Origin of the sequence: Shewanella sp. SM87, from assembly GCF_025653705.1 — a bacterium.
Lineage (GTDB): Bacteria > Pseudomonadota > Gammaproteobacteria > Enterobacterales > Shewanellaceae > Shewanella > Shewanella oncorhynchi.
This window is the reverse complement of the sequence record NZ_JAKKSC010000004.1, coordinates 161,678-179,501: the sequence shown is the minus strand read 5'-3', so window position 1 is coordinate 179,501 and position 17,824 is coordinate 161,678. Positions and strand designations below refer to the sequence as shown.

The 17,824-nt window shown below is 45.2% G+C and carries 16 protein-coding genes; 11 read left to right on the top strand and 5 right to left on the bottom strand.

The features are described 5' to 3' along the window. Nucleotides 1–70: 70 nt before the first annotated feature. Complete coding sequence (gene nagP, locus L5M11_RS04945) at nt 71–1,369, top strand: N-acetylglucosamine MFS transporter NagP (RefSeq protein ID WP_105252977.1); 1,299 nt, start codon at nt 71–73, stop codon at nt 1,367–1,369. A 71-nt stretch (nt 1,370–1,440) separates the two neighbouring features. On the opposite strand, the gene L5M11_RS04940 is transcribed toward nagP, so the two are convergent. The 4 genes from L5M11_RS04940 to L5M11_RS04925 form a co-directional block, all read right to left on the bottom strand. Further along, nucleotides 1,441–2,163 (bottom strand): TorF family putative porin, encoded by a 723-nt coding sequence (locus L5M11_RS04940; RefSeq protein WP_113941294.1) that lies wholly within the window; start codon nt 2,161–2,163, stop codon nt 1,441–1,443. Between the two features lie 183 nt (nt 2,164–2,346). Continuing rightward, entirely contained in the window at nt 2,347–2,712 is a 366-nt protein-coding gene (locus L5M11_RS04935; protein ID WP_131525456.1) for a cupin domain-containing protein, read from the bottom strand. A gap of 30 nt (nt 2,713–2,742) precedes the next feature. Continuing rightward, nucleotides 2,743–4,233: a CoA-acylating methylmalonate-semialdehyde dehydrogenase gene (locus L5M11_RS04930; RefSeq protein WP_263191538.1), complete on the bottom strand. Its 1,491-nt coding sequence runs from the start codon at nt 4,231–4,233 to the stop codon at nt 2,743–2,745. Nucleotides 4,234–4,302: 69 nt separating this feature from the next. Next, a complete protein-coding gene (locus tag L5M11_RS04925; protein ID WP_263191537.1) occupies nt 4,303–5,640 on the bottom strand; it encodes an aspartate aminotransferase family protein in 1,338 nt (445 codons plus the stop codon). 280 nt (nt 5,641–5,920) lie between these two features. On the opposite strand from L5M11_RS04925, the gene L5M11_RS04920 reads away from it, so the two are divergent. The 6 genes from L5M11_RS04920 to L5M11_RS04895 all read left to right on the top strand — a co-directional run bounded on the left by L5M11_RS04920 (nt 5,921) and on the right by L5M11_RS04895 (nt 11,174). Continuing rightward, on the top strand, nt 5,921–7,417 hold the full coding sequence (locus tag L5M11_RS04920) for an aldehyde dehydrogenase (protein ID WP_263191536.1): 1,497 nt from the start codon (nt 5,921–5,923) through the stop codon (nt 7,415–7,417). Nucleotides 7,418–7,857: 440 nt separating this feature from the next. Then, entirely contained in the window at nt 7,858–8,265 is a 408-nt protein-coding gene (locus tag L5M11_RS04915) for a hypothetical protein (RefSeq protein WP_263191534.1), read from the top strand. Nucleotides 8,266–8,370: 105 nt separating this feature from the next. After that, complete coding sequence (locus tag L5M11_RS04910; protein WP_105249914.1) at nt 8,371–8,766, top strand: hypothetical protein; 396 nt, start codon at nt 8,371–8,373, stop codon at nt 8,764–8,766. Between the two features lie 261 nt (nt 8,767–9,027). Continuing rightward, nucleotides 9,028–9,441 (top strand): septal ring lytic transglycosylase RlpA family protein, encoded by a 414-nt coding sequence (locus tag L5M11_RS04905; protein WP_263191533.1) that lies wholly within the window; start codon nt 9,028–9,030, stop codon nt 9,439–9,441. Between the two features lie 260 nt (nt 9,442–9,701). Continuing rightward, a complete protein-coding gene (locus L5M11_RS04900) occupies nt 9,702–10,559 on the top strand; it encodes a sulfurtransferase (RefSeq protein WP_168823497.1) in 858 nt (285 codons plus the stop codon). Nucleotides 10,560–10,667: 108 nt separating this feature from the next. Then, entirely contained in the window at nt 10,668–11,174 is a 507-nt protein-coding gene (locus L5M11_RS04895) for a DUF2937 family protein (protein WP_028760887.1), read from the top strand. Here the strand turns inward: L5M11_RS04895 and L5M11_RS04890 are convergent. Further along, on the bottom strand, nt 11,158–12,465 hold the full coding sequence (locus L5M11_RS04890) for an NAD(P)/FAD-dependent oxidoreductase (protein WP_263191532.1): 1,308 nt from the start codon (nt 12,463–12,465) through the stop codon (nt 11,158–11,160). The two genes, L5M11_RS04895 and L5M11_RS04890, sit on opposite strands and share 17 nt — an antisense overlap. Before the next feature lie 236 nt (nt 12,466–12,701). Here L5M11_RS04890 and L5M11_RS04885 point away from each other — a divergent pair, with 236 nt between their 5' ends. The 4 genes from L5M11_RS04885 to L5M11_RS04870 all read left to right on the top strand — a co-directional run bounded on the left by L5M11_RS04885 (nt 12,702) and on the right by L5M11_RS04870 (nt 17,769). Beyond that, nucleotides 12,702–13,250, top strand: coding sequence for a cupin domain-containing protein (locus L5M11_RS04885; RefSeq protein ID WP_263191529.1), 549 nt, complete (start codon nt 12,702–12,704; stop codon nt 13,248–13,250). A gap of 699 nt (nt 13,251–13,949) precedes the next feature. Then, nucleotides 13,950–14,711 (top strand): gamma-glutamyl-gamma-aminobutyrate hydrolase family protein, encoded by a 762-nt coding sequence (locus tag L5M11_RS04880; RefSeq protein ID WP_105249909.1) that lies wholly within the window; start codon nt 13,950–13,952, stop codon nt 14,709–14,711. A gap of 2 nt (nt 14,712–14,713) precedes the next feature. Continuing rightward, nucleotides 14,714–16,069, top strand: coding sequence for a glutamine synthetase family protein (locus tag L5M11_RS04875; RefSeq protein WP_028760883.1), 1,356 nt, complete (start codon nt 14,714–14,716; stop codon nt 16,067–16,069). A 599-nt stretch (nt 16,070–16,668) separates the two neighbouring features. After that, nucleotides 16,669–17,769, top strand: a complete 1,101-nt coding sequence (locus tag L5M11_RS04870) for a polyamine ABC transporter substrate-binding protein (protein ID WP_131525446.1) — start codon at nt 16,669–16,671, stop codon at nt 17,767–17,769. Nucleotides 17,770–17,824 lie beyond the last annotated feature (55 nt).

The following is a 17,824-nucleotide window of genomic DNA, read 5'->3' as shown; positions in this document are numbered from 1 at the left end:
AACTTAGGCATTAATTTAAACCCCGTTATCACCTAAATAATTAATTACTATAAGAAGCAGGTTTATGGAAATGACACTCGATAAAAGCCAGCAGAAAAGCAGCTTTCTCCCCATGGCCATAGTGGCCGCTCTCTTTTTCATCCTCGGATTCGCCACTTGGTTGAATGGTTCTTTGATGCCTTATTTGAAACAAATATTGCAACTCAATCCCTTTCAAGCATCGTTGATCCTGTTTTCTTTCTACATTGCAGTAACCTTTACTGCCTTGCCATCCGCTTGGCTTATTCGCAAAGTCGGCTATAAGAATGGTATGGCGATAGGCATGGGCGTGATGATGTTGGCGGGCTTACTGTTTATCCCTGCTGCGGAAACACAAATATTTGCCTTATTCCTTTTCGCCCAATTAGTGATGGGTGCAGGCCAAACCCTATTACAAACTGCGGTTAACCCCTATGTGGTGCGTTTGGGGCCTGAAGAATCTGCGGCCGCGCGTGTCAGTGTGATGGGGATTTTGAATAAAGGTGCAGGTGTGATTGCGCCTTTGGTGTTTTCGGCGTTGATTTTAGACAGCTTTAAAGATCGTATTGGTACTGAGCTAACTCAAGTACAAATTGAAGAAATGGCTGACGGTTTAGTATTCCCCTATTTAGGCATGGCCATTTTTATCGGTATCTTAGCGCTCGCGGTAAAAAAATCACCTTTGCCAGAGTTGTTGAATGAAGATGAAGCTGCTGAAAATACGGATAAAGGGCAACTTAAAGCGGCATTATCTCACCCTAACTTAGCCTTTGGCGTGTTAGCGCTGTTTGTTTATGTTGCTGTAGAGGTTATTGCTGGCGATACCATTGGTACATTTGCTTTGTCTTTAGGCATAGAGTCATACGGTGTTATGACTTCCTATACTATGGTGTGTATGGTGCTGGGTTATTCTTTAGGTATCCTGTTAATTCCTCGTTTTATTTCACAACCTAAGGCTTTGATGGTGTCGGCTATTCTGGGTTTGTTACTGACATGCGGTATTTTGTTTGGCGACAATAATTCCTACGCTATTGCTAATGTTTTGTTAGTGCCTTTTGGCGGTGTGGCGCTGCCCGATACTTTGTTGATGATTGCTTTTCTTGGTTTAGCTAATGCGATTGTTTGGCCTGCGGTGTGGCCGCTAGCTTTGTCAGGTATGGGTAAATTGACCAGTACAGGTTCTGCGCTTCTCATCATGGGGATTGCAGGTGGCGCCTTTGGTCCAGTGTCTTGGGGGTTAATGAGTTCAGCGACAGATATGGGAATGCAGGGCGGTTATATTGTGATGTTGCCATGCTACTTGTTCATCCTTTTCTACGCGGTGAAAGGCCATAAAATGCGTAGTTGGTAGTCAAGTCTGTTTGAGAATCCCTCGATGATGAGGGCTTTTTTGTGTATTAGTTGGACCAACCTAAGGCGAAATTAGAACGCGTAACTTACGCTCGCAAGCACGGTATCTGAGTTTTTGAATGCGCCATCAGAGACCTTTTGGTCACCGCTGAGATCTGTTCCTAACCAAGCGAGAGAAAGCCCAAAGCCTGCCAATTCGGTCGATACGCCAACAGAGTAATCAGAGTAGCTATCAAAACCTTCACCATCATCTAAGGCATCACCCACGTTATAGCCGTAGTGCAAATCTAGGCTCCAATTCTCGACAAATTCGTAGGAGTAGTTTAGTTCTCCATAGTGATAATCTAAGTCAGTACCACCGTAATCATTGGTAAACCAATAGGCTAGGCGAAAGCCCTTAAATTCCATACCCGTAATCACTTCGAAATAACCTATATCACTCTCGCCTGAGTAGTTATAACGGTTAAGGGTGATGTCGTAGGTCAGATCTTCGTTGATCTCGCCACCATAGGCGACATAGAAATCGTATTCGATCGCTGGGCCGTTATAACCTGGCTCATCAAAATCCACGTTACTTGCCCAAGCGCCGACAGAGAAACCCGAATCGAAGCTCCAATCGATACCACCTTGCAGGGCAGGATCGCCAGCGGTTTGTGATACGCCGCGAAAACGATAGTCGTTAGTAAGACTAATTTCCCCAGTCACTTCGGCGGCGGCAATGCCGGAGAATAGGGTCGTGGTTAGCGCGAGTCCGACAAGCTGTACCAGCCGTTTTTTTTTCAGATTGTTATGCACGGTATTTCTCCCATTTTCTTTGTTGACTCGGACGTGTTACTGGCGACCATGGTTATTCAATCGCGCCAGTGCATCCGTTGGTTTGCCAAACAACAGCCTAGGAAAACCCGTTGCTGTGACCTCATGGCGAGTTATTGCTAAGATAACTTAGCTTTTTTGAGGCTAACATCAGCCTCGTTGATCTCACTTTTGTTCGAAAATGACGTAAACCTTGCGGCAGGGCTCCACGACTTCCCAAGTGCCTTGAAAACCCGCGGGTATGATAAACCTGTCACCCACAGTGAACGTCTGCGATTGACCTTGAAGATCGGTGATAACACTCATCCCTTCGAGGATTTCGCAGTACTCGTATTCAGTGTAGTTTATTTTCCAAGCGCCTGATTCACTTTGCCAAATTCCACTGTGAAATTGATCACAAGGGCTAGAATAATGATTCTCTAGCCCTTGAGTTGGATTGCCTACTAACAATTTTTCCATCGGTAACTGATAGGTTTCGACGGGTGTTTGCGCCGTAGCAAAGCGAATAATGGCGTTGATACTCACAGTCATTTGCGATTTCCTTGTTGAGCTGACATTCGGCTATTTCATCGTTGGCATCACAAACTCGGCTTGAGTCTGTTTACCCACCGGCCAGCGGGCAGTAATTGCCTTACGCTTAGTATAAAAACGCACGCCATCGGGGCCATGCATATGCAGCGGCCCAAACAGTGAACGCTTCCAACCGCCAAAACTGTGGAACGCCATTGGTACCGGGATCGGCACATTCACCCCAACCATACCGACTTGCACGTGGTGGCAGAAATGCCGCGCCGCTTCACCACTTTGGGTGAAAATCGCCGTGCCATTGCCAAATTCGTGTTGGTTAATCAGCTCAAGCGCCGTCGGGTAATCTTTCACGCGCACAATCGCCAGCACTGGGCCAAAGATTTCTTCGCGGTAGATGCTCATATCTGGCGTGACATGGTCGAACAAACAGGCGCCGAGGAAATAGCCCTGTGGATTTTCTTCAACACTCAGTTTACGGCCATCGACCAGCAGCACTGCACCTTCTTGCACACCGGCTTCAACATATTGGGTGACCTTGGCAAGGTGTTGTTTTGAGATCAGCGGACCCATTTCCATCTCTGGCGTCAGGCCGTTGCCGACTTTTAAGGTTTGGATTTGCGGTAGCAGTTTTTCCACTAACGCGTCGCCCACATCGCCTACCGCGAGTACGACTGAAATTGCCATACAACGCTCACCAGCACTGCCGTAAGCGGCACCCATTAAGGCGCTAACGGCTTGATCTAAATCTGCATCTGGCATGAGTAACATATGGTTTTTCGCGCCGCCTAAGGCTTGCACGCGTTTGCCATGTTTAGAGGCTGTGCTGTAGATGTATTCGGCAATCGGCGTTGAGCCTACAAAGCTCACCGCTTGCACATCTTTATGGGTGAGTAAGGTATCGACGGCTTCTTTGTCGCCGTTAATCACGTTAAACACGCCATCGGGAAGACCCGCTTCTTTAAGCAGCTCGGCAATCCGCATCACCGAACTTGGGTCTTTTTCCGAGGGTTTCATAATAAAGGTGTTACCGCAGGCAATCGCGATTGGGAACATCCACATGGGAACCATCACGGGGAAGTTAAAGGGCGCTATGCCTGCGACAACACCTAAAGCTTGATTAACTGACCAAGAATCGACGCCGCCACCGACTTGCTGGGTGTGTTCACCTTTTAGCAAGTGCGGAATACCACAGGCAAATTCGACCACTTCGAGACCTCGGATCAACTCGCCCTTAGCATCGTCGATCACTTTGCCGTGCTCGCGGGTGATAAGCTGCGCCATTTCATCTAGGTTCTGCTCAACTAAGGCTTTGAATTTAAAAAGCACTCGAGCACGGTTGAGCGGCGTGACTTGCGACCAGGTTTCAAAGGCATTTTTTGCGATTGCGATGGCTTCGCCGACTTCGGTTTCGCTTGCCAGTGAGACTTGGCCACGTAGCTCACCCGTAGCGGGTTCAAAAATATCTTGGGTTCTTATACTGGCAGGGGTGTGCTGACCATTAATAAAATGAGTGATCTTGAGCATAGTTAACCTTTGAAGTTCCCCGCCGCAGCGGGGTGTTAAATGTGAGAGTGGAACGAACCGCTGGTGCTATTATCCAACAGCGTTAATGGCATCGCTTAGGCTATTAACCATTTGGTCAATCTCGCGTTTATCGACAATCAGTGGCGGTGACATGGCAATGATGTCGCCCGTGGCTCGCACTAAAGTGCCGTGGCGGAAGCAGTGTTCAAACACGCCGTAACCCCGTTTACCCGCGCCTTGAGCGTTAGGGGAGAATTGAATCCCAGCGACGAGCCCTGTGTTACGAATATCAATCACATTCGGCAATCCTTTGAGGCTGTGCACGGCGTCTTCAAAGTAGCGCTCAAGCTCAAAACTACGTTCGAATAATTGCTCATTCTCATAAATCGATAGTGTGGCAAGTGCGGCGGCGGCTGCGACTGGATGACCTGAATAGGTGTAACCGTGGAAAAACTCAATCAGTTCTGTGGGGCCTTGCATGCAAGTGTCGTGGATAAAATCTTGCACAAACACTGCGCCCATAGGGATGGCGCCGTTATTGATGGCTTTAGCCGTGGTGATCATGTCTGGAATAACGCCCCAACGCTGACTCGCAAAGGCGGCGCCAACGCGGCCAAAAGCGGTGATGACTTCGTCAAAAATCAGTAGGATGCCGTGCTTTTTAGTGATTTCACGCAGACGTTTTAAGTAACCTTGTGGCGGCAATATCACCCCTGCTGAGCCTGACATTGGTTCAACGATCACGGCGGCAATATTCTCGGCGCCATGCAGGGTCACTAGTTGTTCTAATACTTCGGCTTTTTCAGCGCCAAAGTGCGAGAGTCCACGGGTAAATGCCGCATTTTGGATATCTAAGGTGTGCGGTAAGTGATCGACGCCTTGCAATAATTGGCCGCTAAATGCTTTGCGGTTATTGCTTAATCCACCCACAGAGATGCCGCCAAAGCCGACACCGTGGTAACCCATTTCGCGCCCGATAAAGCGGGTGCGTGAGGCTTGACCATTGGCTCTGTGATAGCAAAGTGCCATCTTAAGCGCAGTATCGACGGACTCAGAACCTGAGTTAGTAAAGAAGACTTTGTTCAATCCCTCAGGACTGAGCTCGACTAACCGCTCGGCAAGTTCAAAGGCGATAGGATGACCCATTTGGAAGGAGGGCGCGTAGTCCATCTCTTTAATTTGTTTGCTGACCGCTTCGCTGATTTCTTTGCGACCATGGCCTGCGTTACAACACCATAAACCTGCGGTAGCATCTAACACTTTATTACCATCAATATCCGTGTAATACATGCCTTCGGCCTTGGCGAGTAACCGCGGACTGGCTTTGAATTGGCGGTTAGCGGTAAAAGGCATCCAGAAATGTTCAAGTGAGGGTGCGCTTGAGGAATTGAGCGGTAAATCGGCCATAGTATCTACCTTGTCCTGTATGTTCAGGTCTTGTTTTAGGGTGGCTAATATTTGCTATGCTATGTTAGAAATAATGAACATGGAAGAGCCGTGTGCAGTTATTTGTGGCAAAAAAGCTATTTTTGTAAAAAATATTGAATTTTATTGCTTAAACAGCGTAACCTGAAGCTCGGATTATGACTGTGATGATGTTTAGCATTTGCGTTAAAGTCGTCACAGACCACTATTTTCTTGTCGATGAACGATAAACCACACCTATACGAATTATTAAGAGGTCATCATGAGCACACCGAAGAAACGCAGCGAATGGGAAAGTCTGGCTGCCAGCCTGTCTATTAATGGTAAGGCGTTTATCAATGGCGAATACCAAGATGCCGTTTCGGGTAACACCTTTGATTGTATTAGTCCTATTGATGGTCGCTTGTTGGTAAAAGTGGCGAGTTGCGATCTTGCAGATGCTAATCTTGCGGTTGCTAATGGCCGCAGCGTATTCGAGTCTGGTGTTTGGTCGCAGCAGTCTCCGGTAAAGCGCAAACAAGTGATGATACGTTTCGCCGAGTTACTGGAGGAAAATGCCAATGAACTCGCGCTGTTAGAAACCCTCGACATGGGTAAACCAATTCGTTTCTCCAAAGCGGTGGATGTGGCGGGTGCTGCCCGTGCGATTCGCTGGTCTGGCGAAGCGATTGATAAAATTTACGATGAACTCGCGCCAACGGCTCACAATGAAATTGGCATGATCACCCGTGAGCCTGTGGGGGTTGTCGCCGCGATTGTTCCGTGGAACTTCCCAATGCTGATGGCGTGTTGGAAGCTCGGGCCCGCGCTGGCCACGGGTAATAGTGTAGTATTAAAACCCTCTGAAAAGTCACCCTTAACGGCTATCCGTATGGCGCAACTGGCTATTGAAGCTGGGATCCCAAAAGGCGTACTCAACGTGTTGCCAGGATTTGGTCATACTGTGGGTAAAGCCTTAGCGTTGCATATGGATGTGGATACGCTGGTTTTCACAGGTTCCACCAAAATTGCCAAGCAATTAATGATTTACGCTGGTGAGTCGAACATGAAACGCGTGTGGCTAGAGGCAGGAGGCAAGAGCCCTAATATCGTCTTTAATGACGCGCCAGATCTGAAAGCCGCTGCTGTTGCTGCGGCTGAAGCCATTGCTTTTAACCAAGGTGAAGTTTGCACCGCAGGTTCGCGTTTGCTGGTGGAATCCGGGGTGAAAGATGAGCTTATCGCGCTTATTGCTGAGGAGTTAGCCTCATGGCATCCGGGGCATCCACTCGATCCCGCCACTGTAAGCGGCGCCGTTGTCGATAAACAGCAGTTAGACACAGTACTCAGTTACATCAAAGCGGGTAAAGATGAAGGTGCAACCTTAGTCCACGGTGGCAGCCAAGTTATGGCCGACACGGGCGGTGTGTATGTGCAGCCAACGGTATTTTCTAACGTAAATAACCAGATGAAGATTGCCAGTGAAGAAATCTTTGGCCCAGTGTTATCTGTTATTGAATTTAATGGCATGGAAGAAGCGATATCAATAGCCAACGATACCATCTACGGTTTAGCCGCTGGCGTGTGGACATCGGATATCAGCAAGGCCCATAAAACCGCTAAAGCCCTGCGTTCTGGTATGGTATGGATCAACCATTACGATGGCGGCGACATGACAGCGCCATTCGGTGGCTATAAACAGTCTGGTAATGGCCGAGATAAATCTCTGCACTCCTTCGACAAATACACAGAACTGAAAGCGACTTGGATCGTGCTATAAGCGGACTATTTTTATAACCGCTCTTTTTTTTCTATATAAGAGAAGGAGCCGCTTTCGCTCAATACTAAAACCTCTTTTCATATAACATGGAAAGAGGTTTTTTATTTTTTGGAGCTCAAGCCGTCCCCATTTTTTCTAAGCCATATTTTACTTGTAAAATCTGTATCTGTTGCCGTGAATAACATGTTACCGTCTTGATTCATAATATTATTGCTCACTTATGCCCGATAGAATATTGACTTTAAACACTCCCATTAATATCTCAATTTACTTCCATTCTTATCTGCTTCATAAATATCGTATGCTATCGCTTATAAATTTGTGGCTTTCAAACATTACCATTAATGCACTTAGTCATAGTGTAGTGGCATAGTGTGAAAAGTGTTGTAAGTTATTTGTGATATTATAGGGTGCTTAGATCATTGAATAAGAAGATAAGTATGAACAACGTAGAAGAGTTTGGGGCAATCGTCAATAAAGCTCTCGATAGTTACAAATCCGATTTTATGGAACTTGTTAGGGAATATGCGATTTCTTGTAAGAATCAAGGTGAAGCATATTGCGATTTTTTTGTCGATATCGCCTCTATGATGAATGGCGCATGGCTTTTAACCGCAGTATGTGAGTTTGAGGATGTTTCTGAATTTAAAGCCTTTAATTGGTATCAATTATTGAATGTTGATATAGACAATATGCCAGAAGATGATTTGTTCTCCCTACAAAATAAGCTATATGAAATCGGTTATATTTGGTTGGTGGAGCAATTAAATTCCTCTAAAAAAGAAATAAAATGTATCGAAATTAGGTTCTTTCATAATGGCAGCAATGAATACCAATCTTTGGCATAATTAGCTTCTAACAGAGCTAAACGACATCAGTCACTGGGCTCATTGGATAGAATTTTTGTGTGTGGTTATGTCATATCGTTGGTAGTATTTATCTCTAGGGCAAGTATGAAGAACTTTATTAGCAAAGATCTAGATATTGAAGAGTTCAAAAAAAGATTCGATAACACCAGAGAAAGTTTTATAAATTCTCTAAAAACAGCAAGTAAAGGTTATCGAAATGTAAGGTTCTTCGCTTGTGATGAAAGTGGAGTCCCCATTAAATGGGTATGGGATGATGAAACGTTCACACATAACTGGGAAGAGGGCACTCTTGAAGACGCTATTCAGTTTGCCCGTCACATGATAAATAGTGGAATGTATTTTGCGTTTATGGGTTGTTTGTCTGGTTCCAGTGATCTTGATATTTGGCTGACCACCTTTGAAAACCCCATAAAGAAACCTACATGGCCAAGTGGTAAAGAACCCAAATTTGAGATTATCCATGAAGTGTTAACTCGTTAGGGCTTTGTTTACCGATCTAAATTAGGAAACAAAGCCTCGTTATGACTGCATATTTTATCTCAACGTAAGAGCATTCACCTGTAAATACGTGATTTTAGCGTGCAACTGCTGTAGCCTCGTGGAAATTTATTGTTTCTTATTTTGATCTTTTAGGATGCAGGTATTGAGCTTTGCCATCTAAGGTTGTTCGTTATTTCCCTGTGATTTTTGCTGAGCCTATCACTCGTCAGCAAAGCGTTCACTCATTAGAGAGGGTGTCATGTGAATGCACTTCAAAACCCAATTAGGCAGTTCAATGTCGTCAAACTATTTGTACTGGCATTGCTAAGCTTTTTGGCCGGCTGTTCTTCAATGCAGACGGGTGAGAATGGAAACTGGGTGGGATTCACGGAAGCTGGTCAGGCTTCATTTTATGGGGATAAACATCAGAATAAGCAGACGGCCAGCGGTGAACTTTACCAGCATAAATTAAAGACAGCAGCGCATAAAAAGTTACCCTTTGGCTCGAGTGTTAAGGTCACCAATGTCGATAATGGCAAAAGTGTGATTGTAAAAATCAATGATAGAGGGCCTTTCGTGCGTGGCCGCATTATTGATCTGTCTAAATCGGCGTTCAGTAGCATAGGCAACACTTCTTCTGGCTTGATTGACGTGAAAATTGAAGTCATTAAATAGCGGCTATTTTGAACACTGCTATCTCGAAAAGATCGTTTTGAAAGCAGCATCATTAAAAATGAGCAGTTTGAAAGCACTCTCTTCAAAACACGGCTTCGACGCAATCTAATGATTGAATGTACTAATGATTGAGTGCATAAAATCGAGTCCACGCTTTTAAAGAAATATCAAAACAGGCAATTTGTTAAGCCGATATTTGGGCTTTACGGTATTTGATGAGAGACTAGCGGCAGATTTGGATAACAGTAAAAGGACCCGCTATGGAATACCCACTTGTTAGTACGCAGTGGCTCGAAGCACATCTCACCGATCCCCATTTAGTCTTGCTCGATGCCAGTATGGAAACCGTTATTGGTAAAGAACCTCTGGTTTACGATGAGCCTATTTGCATTCCGCGCTCACGTCGATTCGACTTGGAAAATGTGTTTTGCGATAAGACTTCAACCCAAATTCATGCCTTGCCGACGTTTGAGCAGTTCATCCAAGGGATAGCTCAACTTGGGATTGAGGTCGACAGTGTTATTGTTATCTATGATAACCAAGGCATTTATTCATCTCCACGGGCGTGGTGGACCTTTAAAGTCATGGGCTTTAATCGAGTCTATGTGCTTGATGGTGGCTTGCCTCAATGGATAGAAGAAGACCGCATTACCTCATCGCGCTATCAAGCCGAAGGCGTCGATTATGGCCCGACGGATATTGATACTTTGGCGGATGTGCTGCAATACCACCCCGAGCTTGTGATGGATGCCGAGGCAGTGTTATCACGAATTGAAGATGCCGGAACGGCGATTGTCGATGCCCGTGGTGCACCACGCTTTTTAGGGCAAGTGAGTGAGCCGCGCCCAGGTGTGCGCTCAGGACATATTCCTTGCTCGGTTAATTTACCCTTCGCTCAAGTGCTCGATGGTAATAAAATCAAAACGGTCAGTGAGCTACAGTCTATTTATCAAGGGCTAGCAGCGGATAAATCCGCACGGATATTCAGCTGTGGTTCTGGGATTACGGCGTGTATTTTGATCTTAGCTTCGGTCGCCGCGGGGCATAAAAATCCTATCCTCTATGACGGTTCATGGGCGGATTGGGGCAGCCGTAACGATCTGCCGATAGAGTGTTAATTGAGTATCACCATTGAAATTAGTGCTGTAGATTAATTAAGTTAGCGTGGTTTTTGTTGAACATCATGTGACTTCTACGTCGTTTGGCTAAATGCCAAGGAGAAACCTTTGATAGCGAGATTGATCGATAAGTTGGTATTTGGATTTATTTTAGTGATTGCCTTACAGTTACCACAACTGGCTGATCATTATCAGCAATTTTTATCAGGCCTTTATGAATCCACTCGATGGCAGGTAGAAGGTTACGAGGCAACGGCTAAGGAATATCATTACGCCGATGTTGATGCCATGATTGCCCGCCACCAGCAAAATGAGGAGCCAAGTGTGCGTGCCGACGCTGAGCAAAAGGTACAGACACTGGCGCTTTATAAAGCGTTAACACAGGGCGTGGCGATCTTTAATACGGGCAATTTGTTTGAGAAAACTGCCTATATGTTTAACCCTGTTCGCTTTGATTATCTTGAGAAAACCATCAGCAACTTTAAGCCAGGGATACCTTTAACTTCTAGTGGTATTGGCTTTGGTGTGTTGGTGGCTTTAGTCGTGCATTATCTTGGATCTATCCCTTTTATCCTGTGGGCAAGGCGTAACAAGCGACTTAAAACAAGTCCTTAAATCTGTGATACAGCATGCCTGCAGCGAGCATAGGTGAGCGGAATGTTGGGCCGCCGGGGAAGGTGATGTGTTTGATTTTAGCAAACACATCGAAATGTCCCGCCTGTTGGCAAATGGCCTCGGCAAGCAGTTTTGCCGCCATGTGAGTGGCATTCACACCATGTCCCGCATAGGCTTGGGCGTAAAAAATATTATTGGCATCAGGAAGGCGACCAATTTGTGGCATACGGTTAGCACCGATACCTATCATGCCGCCCCATTCATAATCGATACGTACCCCTTTTAATTGCGGGAAAACTTTCTCAAGATTCGGTCTCAGTGCCGCTTCAATATCTTTCGGATCTTTACCCGAATAGGTACAAAGGCCGCCAAACAGCAAACGACGATCTGCCGATAAGTGAAAGTAATCTAGGGCAATTCGCATATCCGCGAAGGCCATGTTTTGCGGGATAATACTCGCGCATTGGGCCTCAGTTAGGGGCTCTGTCGCCAATAAATAACTGCCTGCAGGTAATACTTTTCCCCCTACAAAGCTATTAAGTTTGTGGCCGATATAGGCATTGCCCGCCAGCACTAAGTATTGGCATGTGACTTCGCCCTTAGCGGTAATGACCTTAGGTTTGGCGCCTTGAATGATTTTTTCAGCAGCGCTGTACTCAAACAACCTAGCGCCGAGATTACGGGCGACGCGAGCTTCACCCAGAGCAAGATTCAGCGGGTGTAAATGGCCGCTGCCCATATCTACCAACGCACCTTGATAAAAATCTGAGCCTATGATTTCACCTAATTGTGGCTTAGTTAACAGCTTGATTTCTTGCTGATAACCCATGGCCTTGAGTGCGCTAAATTCTTCTTCAAGCTCATCCATGTGGCGAGGTTTTACCGCTAAGTCGCAGTAACCCATTTGCAGATCGCAGTCGATATTGTGTTCTTGTATGCGATTTCGCACAATTTCGACGGCTTCAAAGCCCATCTGTTGAATTGCTTGAACACCTTCAGTGCCGATTTCACTTTGAAATTGTGCAGGGTCATGCCCTATGCCGCGAATGAGTTCGCCGCCATTACGCCCCGATGCGCCCCAACCAATTCGCCTCGCTTCTAACAGCACTACACTCATACCGCGCTGTGCGAGTTCTATGGCGGTATTGATACCGCTAAAGCCGCCGCCCACGATACAGACATCGGCACTGATATTGCCTTCGAGTTGTGGATGCGCGTAAATTTCTTTAGCAGTATCAACATAATAAGAGTGTGGATACTGTTCGCTGTGCACTGGAGGTTTGCTTGCCATTATGGCTCCAAAAAATTGTTTTTATTGTAAATTGGACTTGTCTCAGTATACTCATCACACTTTTAATATGACGCAAAAAAGTGTTCGTTTTATTTAACACGCTTTTTATGTAGAATACAATGAAAGCAGTAAAACATGCGCTTTTTGGGCGAAAATGCGTTCTGGATGGTGTTTATCCTGAACAACCTGTTCGTCATCTATCGGGATCGACCCGAGCCTTTAGGGGGATGTGAAATTTGGATATTGGAGCCAACCTCAAAACTGTTCGAAAAATGAAAGGCTTATCTCAACGAGAATTAGCCAAACGTGCTGGTGTGACTAACAGTACGATTTCAATGATCGAGAAAAACAGTGTTAGCCCGTCAGTCAGCTCTTTAAAAAAAGTGCTGTCGGGTATCCCGATGTCTTTAGTGGACTTTTTCTCCATTGAAGCCTCAACGGATAGTGAGCAAAAGGTCGTCTATCGATCCAATGAATTACTGAATATCGGTACTGGACCACTTGAATTTAAACTGATTGGCCGTGATTACCCGAACCGCGCAATGTCAGTGATGAATGAGATTTACCCACCCGGTTCAGATACGGGTGAAGAGATGCTAAAGCACGAAGGTGAAGAGGCCGCTATGGTGATAGAAGGTAAATTCGAACTCACTGTTGGGGATGAAGTGTATATTTTGGAAGCGGGTGACAGTTATTATTTTAACAGTGAATTGCCCCATAGATTCCGCAATCCCTTCGATGAACCTTGTCGCCTAGTGAGTGCGACTACGCCTGCAAACTTCTAATTAAGTCATTAACTTACCCTATTATTCAACATATTAGGCCACTTATTCGCTAAAAGTGAGTGGCCTAATACTGTTATTCAACATTCCTGCGGATTTATACCAATCACATTAAATATCTAATCAGTTCAGAGCCTCACAGGCATTTCAATCCAAGGCGCATTGACGCAGAAATGGTCATTCCCTTTTAAGTCAATGCAACACGGGAGTGGGATGCCTGTGAGGCTCCCGAAGGGCGGGTTTCAACGCACTTTATACTGCGTTTAAGGCTTTCGACAGAGCACCACTATGCCTTCAAGCCTTCGCCTTGTCTAAAGCGCGTTGAACTCCCGCTGAATGAACAGATATTTAATACGATTGGTATTACCTACTTTCTAACCCTGTCATATTGGTTATATATCCTCTTCTTTGTGTAAATAATATTGGTTCAAATTTGGTTCGAATACGGTTTAATTTACCCTGTAAAAAGTGAGCTTTATGCTGGTGTAACCGCTGGTTTATATACATGAATTAGCGAGAAATGGGGTAAATATACATTTAACTACATGTTATTTATGCTTATTAAGAATAAGTGGATTAAATAACCTTTAACAAGTGTTTAACCTCTTGCCTAGTGCTAAATTTCGGTGTACTGTGTGAAAAAATGAACATTTAAAGGCAAAGTGTTCGTTATGCTAGTAAAATCAATTCTAAAGGTGAGATATGTCAGCCGATTTACCCCTCATAGGTGTTATTGCATGCAATCAACAATTGGGATCACACCCCTTTAATATTGTTGGTGAAAAATACCTTTTAGGCGTAGTTAATGGCGCGAAAGGCTGGCCGTTAGTGATCCCATCTTTAGGTGGCGATTTACCGATAGACGCTATTTTAGAGCGTCTTGACGGTATTTTGTTTACTGGCTCTCCTTCTAATGTAGAACCCCATCTTTATGCAGGCCAGCCGAGTGAGCTTGGTACACACCATGATCCTAAACGTGACGCGACAACCTTGCCGCTGATCCACGCTGCTATTGCTGCTGGGGTACCTGTATTAGGTATTTGTCGCGGTTTTCAAGAAATGAATGTGGCTTTTGGTGGCAGTTTGCATCAGAAGCTCCATGAGGTGGGTGGCTTTATTGAACATCGAGAAGATAAAACCGCATCCTTAGATGTGCAGTATGGGGCTTCTCACAGTATTACTGTTGAGCCCGGGGGGCTTATTTACGAGGCCTGGGGCCGTAACTCTGCAGAGATTAACTCTGTACATACTCAAGGCGTGGAGCGCCTGGGTGTTGGGTTGCGGCCAGAAGCTTATGCTCCAGATGGGTTAGTGGAGGCTTTCTCCGTAATTGGTACTAAAGAATTTGCCCTCGGTGTGCAATGGCATCCAGAGTGGAAGGTGAGCGAGAATCCGTTTTACCTCTCCATTTTCAATGCCTTCGGTGATGCATGCCGACGTAGGGCTACAACTCGAGTGAAATAATAATGAATAAGCTAATCGCTTTTTTAAAAGAACGAAAAATCACAGAAGTCGAATGTGTTATCAGTGACATGACTGGCATCGCCCGCGGCAAGATTGCTCCAGTCGATAAGTTTCTCGATGAAAAAGGCATGCGTTTGCCCGAAAGTGTGTTGTTGCAAACTGTGACCGGTGATTTTGTCGACGAAGAGATTTACTACAGTTTGCTCGATGCAGCCGACATCGATTTTGTTTGTGTACCCGATGAAAATGCCGTCTTTATGTTGCCTTGGACCATCGAAGCCACGGCACAGGTTATCCACGATTGCTACGACAGAATGGGTAATCCTATTGAGCTTTCACCACGTAACGTATTGAAAAAAGTGTTGTCTCTCTATGACGAACAGGGCTGGGAACCTGTTATCGCTCCCGAAATGGAGTTCTATTTGACTCGTCGTAGTGACGACCACGATTTACCCTTAAAGCCTCCAATTGGTCGTTCAGGTCGCCCCGAAGCGGGTCGCCAGTCATTCTCTATTGATGCTGCCAACGAATACGATCCTATGTTTGAAGACATGTACGATTGGTGTGAGCTTCAAGGTTTAGATATCGATACTTTAATCCATGAAGATGGTCCCGCACAGATGGAGATTAACTTCAGTCATGGCAATGCATTATCTTTAGCTGATCAAGTGTTTATCTTTAAACGCACTTTACGGGAAGCCGCGCTGAAGCACGATGTGTGCGCCACTTTTATGGCAAAACCCGTGACGGATGAGCCTGGCAGTGCGATGCATATTCATCAAAGCGTGATCAATAAAGAGACGGGCAAGAATATTTTCACCAATGAAGATGGTACTAAGAGCAAGCTATTCTTGGGATATATTGCAGGCCTACAAAAATTCATTCCTGAGTTGCTGCCACTGATGGCGCCAAATGCGAACTCGTTTCGTCGTTTCCTCCCCGGCACTTCGGCACCTGTAAACTTAGAATGGGGCGATGAAAACCGTACCTGTGGTTTACGCATTCCAGAATCTTCACCACAAAACCGTCGCATTGAGAACCGCATTCCCGGCGCCGATGCTAACTGTTATTTGGCGATTGCCGCGAGCTTGTTGTGTGGCTATATCGGCATGGTTGAGTCGCTAAAACCTTCGACGCCTGTGCAAGGTAAAGCCAATGAAAGCCGTAGCAATAATACCCATTGTTTACCGCTGACATTAGAGGAAGCATTAGCGGCGATGGAAGAAAGTGATGCCTGTAAGCAATATTTAGGCGAATCCTTCACCACTGGATTTGTGGCGGTAAAACAGGCTGAACTTGAAAACTTCCGCCGTGTTGTCAGCTCATGGGAACGTGAATTCCTATTACTCACTGTGTAATGTTTTGGATTGATTGCACTGACCGTGTTGCCGCGTTAACCCAAGGAATAAGGGGTTAACGTTGGCCATAACGATACTGATGCGTGCACTGTTTTAGTGAGGTTGCACTTAACTGGTGCAACTCGCTTGTTAAATAATATGATGGTTTTTAATGGCTTGTCCGTTAAAGTGATTATTCAATTCCATTGCTTGTCTGCAAGGGAAGTAAAATAGGTTTAACAATTTTAGGTTGTTCGCTTACTAGCGTTACTAACTAATTGTTAGTCATATTTAAAATGTGTTTATCTAAGTGTTTTTTTGCGATTGCTTAGGGACTTGAGGCATTTGCCTTAATGTTGCAAAATGTACAAGCAGTGTCATATCTAGTCTATTTTTTTGAGTGTTAATGCAATACCGATGCCTCGAAAATTTGGCACGAAACCTGATACTTAACAAATTGCAGCAAGATATAAAGTAGGCATGGTTATCATGCCGTAGAGACTGCCGATGCGGTTTTTAAGGTGTAGCATTGGTCGAAAATAACAACAATATCCGGGCAGCCCGGTGACACAATGTCAGAATTTGCTTAAGCAGTTCTGCTACCCGAGAAAGGAGAAAGCATGAAGCTATTTAATAAGACGACCACATTAGCGCTGGTGACTGCGAGCGTATTTGCGAGCGCAGTGGCCCAAGCGGAAGAAGTGGTTCGCGTGTATAACTGGTCAGATTATATCGCGGAAGATACCTTAGAAAACTTCAAGAAAGAAACGAGCATTAGGGTAATTTACGATGTATTTGATAGTAATGAAGTGCTTGAGGCTAAATTACTGTCTGGTCGTAGTGGCTACGATATCGTTGTACCTTCTAACCACTTTCTCGCTAAGCAAATCAAAGCGGGTGCTTTCAAACCTTTAGACCGCGCTAAGTTACCTAATTTTAAAAATTTAAATCCAGCCCTGATGAAGTTGCTTGAAAAAGCCGATCCGGGTAACCAATATGCCGTGCCTTATTTATGGGGAACCAATGGTATTGGTTACAACATAGATAAAGTGAAAGCCGCTGTGGGGGAAGATGCGCCATTTAACTCAATGGAACTGATCTTCAATCCTAAATACGCTGAAAAAATTTCTAAGTGTGGCTTTGCTATGTTGGACTCTGCCGACGACATGGTGCCACAGGCGATGATTTATTTAGGCTTAGATCCTAACAGCACTAAGGCTGAAGATTATGAAAAAGCTGGTGAGTTACTGGAAAAAATTCGTCCTTATGTGACGTATTTCCATTCTTCACGTTATATTTCTGACTTAGCAAACGGTGACATCTGTGTCGCTTACGGTTTCTCCGGTGATGTATTCCAGGCGAAGGCCCGTGCTGAAGAAGCAAAAAATGGCAATAAGATCGGCTACTCCATTCCAAAAGAAGGTGCCAATCTGTGGTTCGATATGTTAGCTATCCCAGCTGATTCAACGAACGTTGATAATGCACTCACGCTGATTAACTATTTTCTACGTCCAGAAGTCATAGCGCCTATCTCTAACTATGTGGCCTATGCTAACCCGAACGATCCCGCTCAACCTCTGGTTGATGAGGCTATCCGTACCGATCCTGCGATCTATCCACCACAAGAAGTGTTAGACAAACTTTATATCGGTGAAATTCGTCCTTTGAAAATTCAGCGCGTATTAACCCGTGTTTGGACCAAAGTGAAGTCAGGACAATAGTCGATAGGGGGCAAGCCTAGCTTGCCCCCAGCTTGGCAAACTTCTATGTCCAATC

Bases quoted from the DNA above. Each gene is read 5' to 3' on its own strand.
- nagP (WP_105252977.1), top strand. From the start codon at position 71: ATGACACTCGATAAAAGCCAGCAGAAAAGCAGCTTTCTCCCCATGGCC.
- L5M11_RS04935 (WP_131525456.1), bottom strand. From the start codon at position 2,712: ATGACTGTGAGTATCAACGCCATTATTCGCTTTGCTACGGCGCAAACA.
- L5M11_RS04930 (WP_263191538.1), bottom strand. From the start codon at position 4,233: ATGCTCAAGATCACTCATTTTATTAATGGTCAGCACACCCCTGCCAGT.
- L5M11_RS04925 (WP_263191537.1), bottom strand. From the start codon at position 5,640: ATGGCCGATTTACCGCTCAATTCCTCAAGCGCACCCTCACTTGAACAT.
- L5M11_RS04920 (WP_263191536.1), top strand. From the start codon at position 5,921: ATGAGCACACCGAAGAAACGCAGCGAATGGGAAAGTCTGGCTGCCAGC.
- L5M11_RS04915 (WP_263191534.1), top strand. From the start codon at position 7,858: ATGAACAACGTAGAAGAGTTTGGGGCAATCGTCAATAAAGCTCTCGAT.
- L5M11_RS04910 (WP_105249914.1), top strand. From the start codon at position 8,371: ATGAAGAACTTTATTAGCAAAGATCTAGATATTGAAGAGTTCAAAAAA.
- L5M11_RS04900 (WP_168823497.1), top strand. From the start codon at position 9,702: ATGGAATACCCACTTGTTAGTACGCAGTGGCTCGAAGCACATCTCACC.
- L5M11_RS04890 (WP_263191532.1), bottom strand. From the start codon at position 12,465: ATGGCAAGCAAACCTCCAGTGCACAGCGAACAGTATCCACACTCTTAT.
- L5M11_RS04880 (WP_105249909.1), top strand. From the start codon at position 13,950: ATGTCAGCCGATTTACCCCTCATAGGTGTTATTGCATGCAATCAACAA.
- L5M11_RS04875 (WP_028760883.1), top strand. From the start codon at position 14,714: ATGAATAAGCTAATCGCTTTTTTAAAAGAACGAAAAATCACAGAAGTC.
- L5M11_RS04870 (WP_131525446.1), top strand. From the start codon at position 16,669: ATGAAGCTATTTAATAAGACGACCACATTAGCGCTGGTGACTGCGAGC.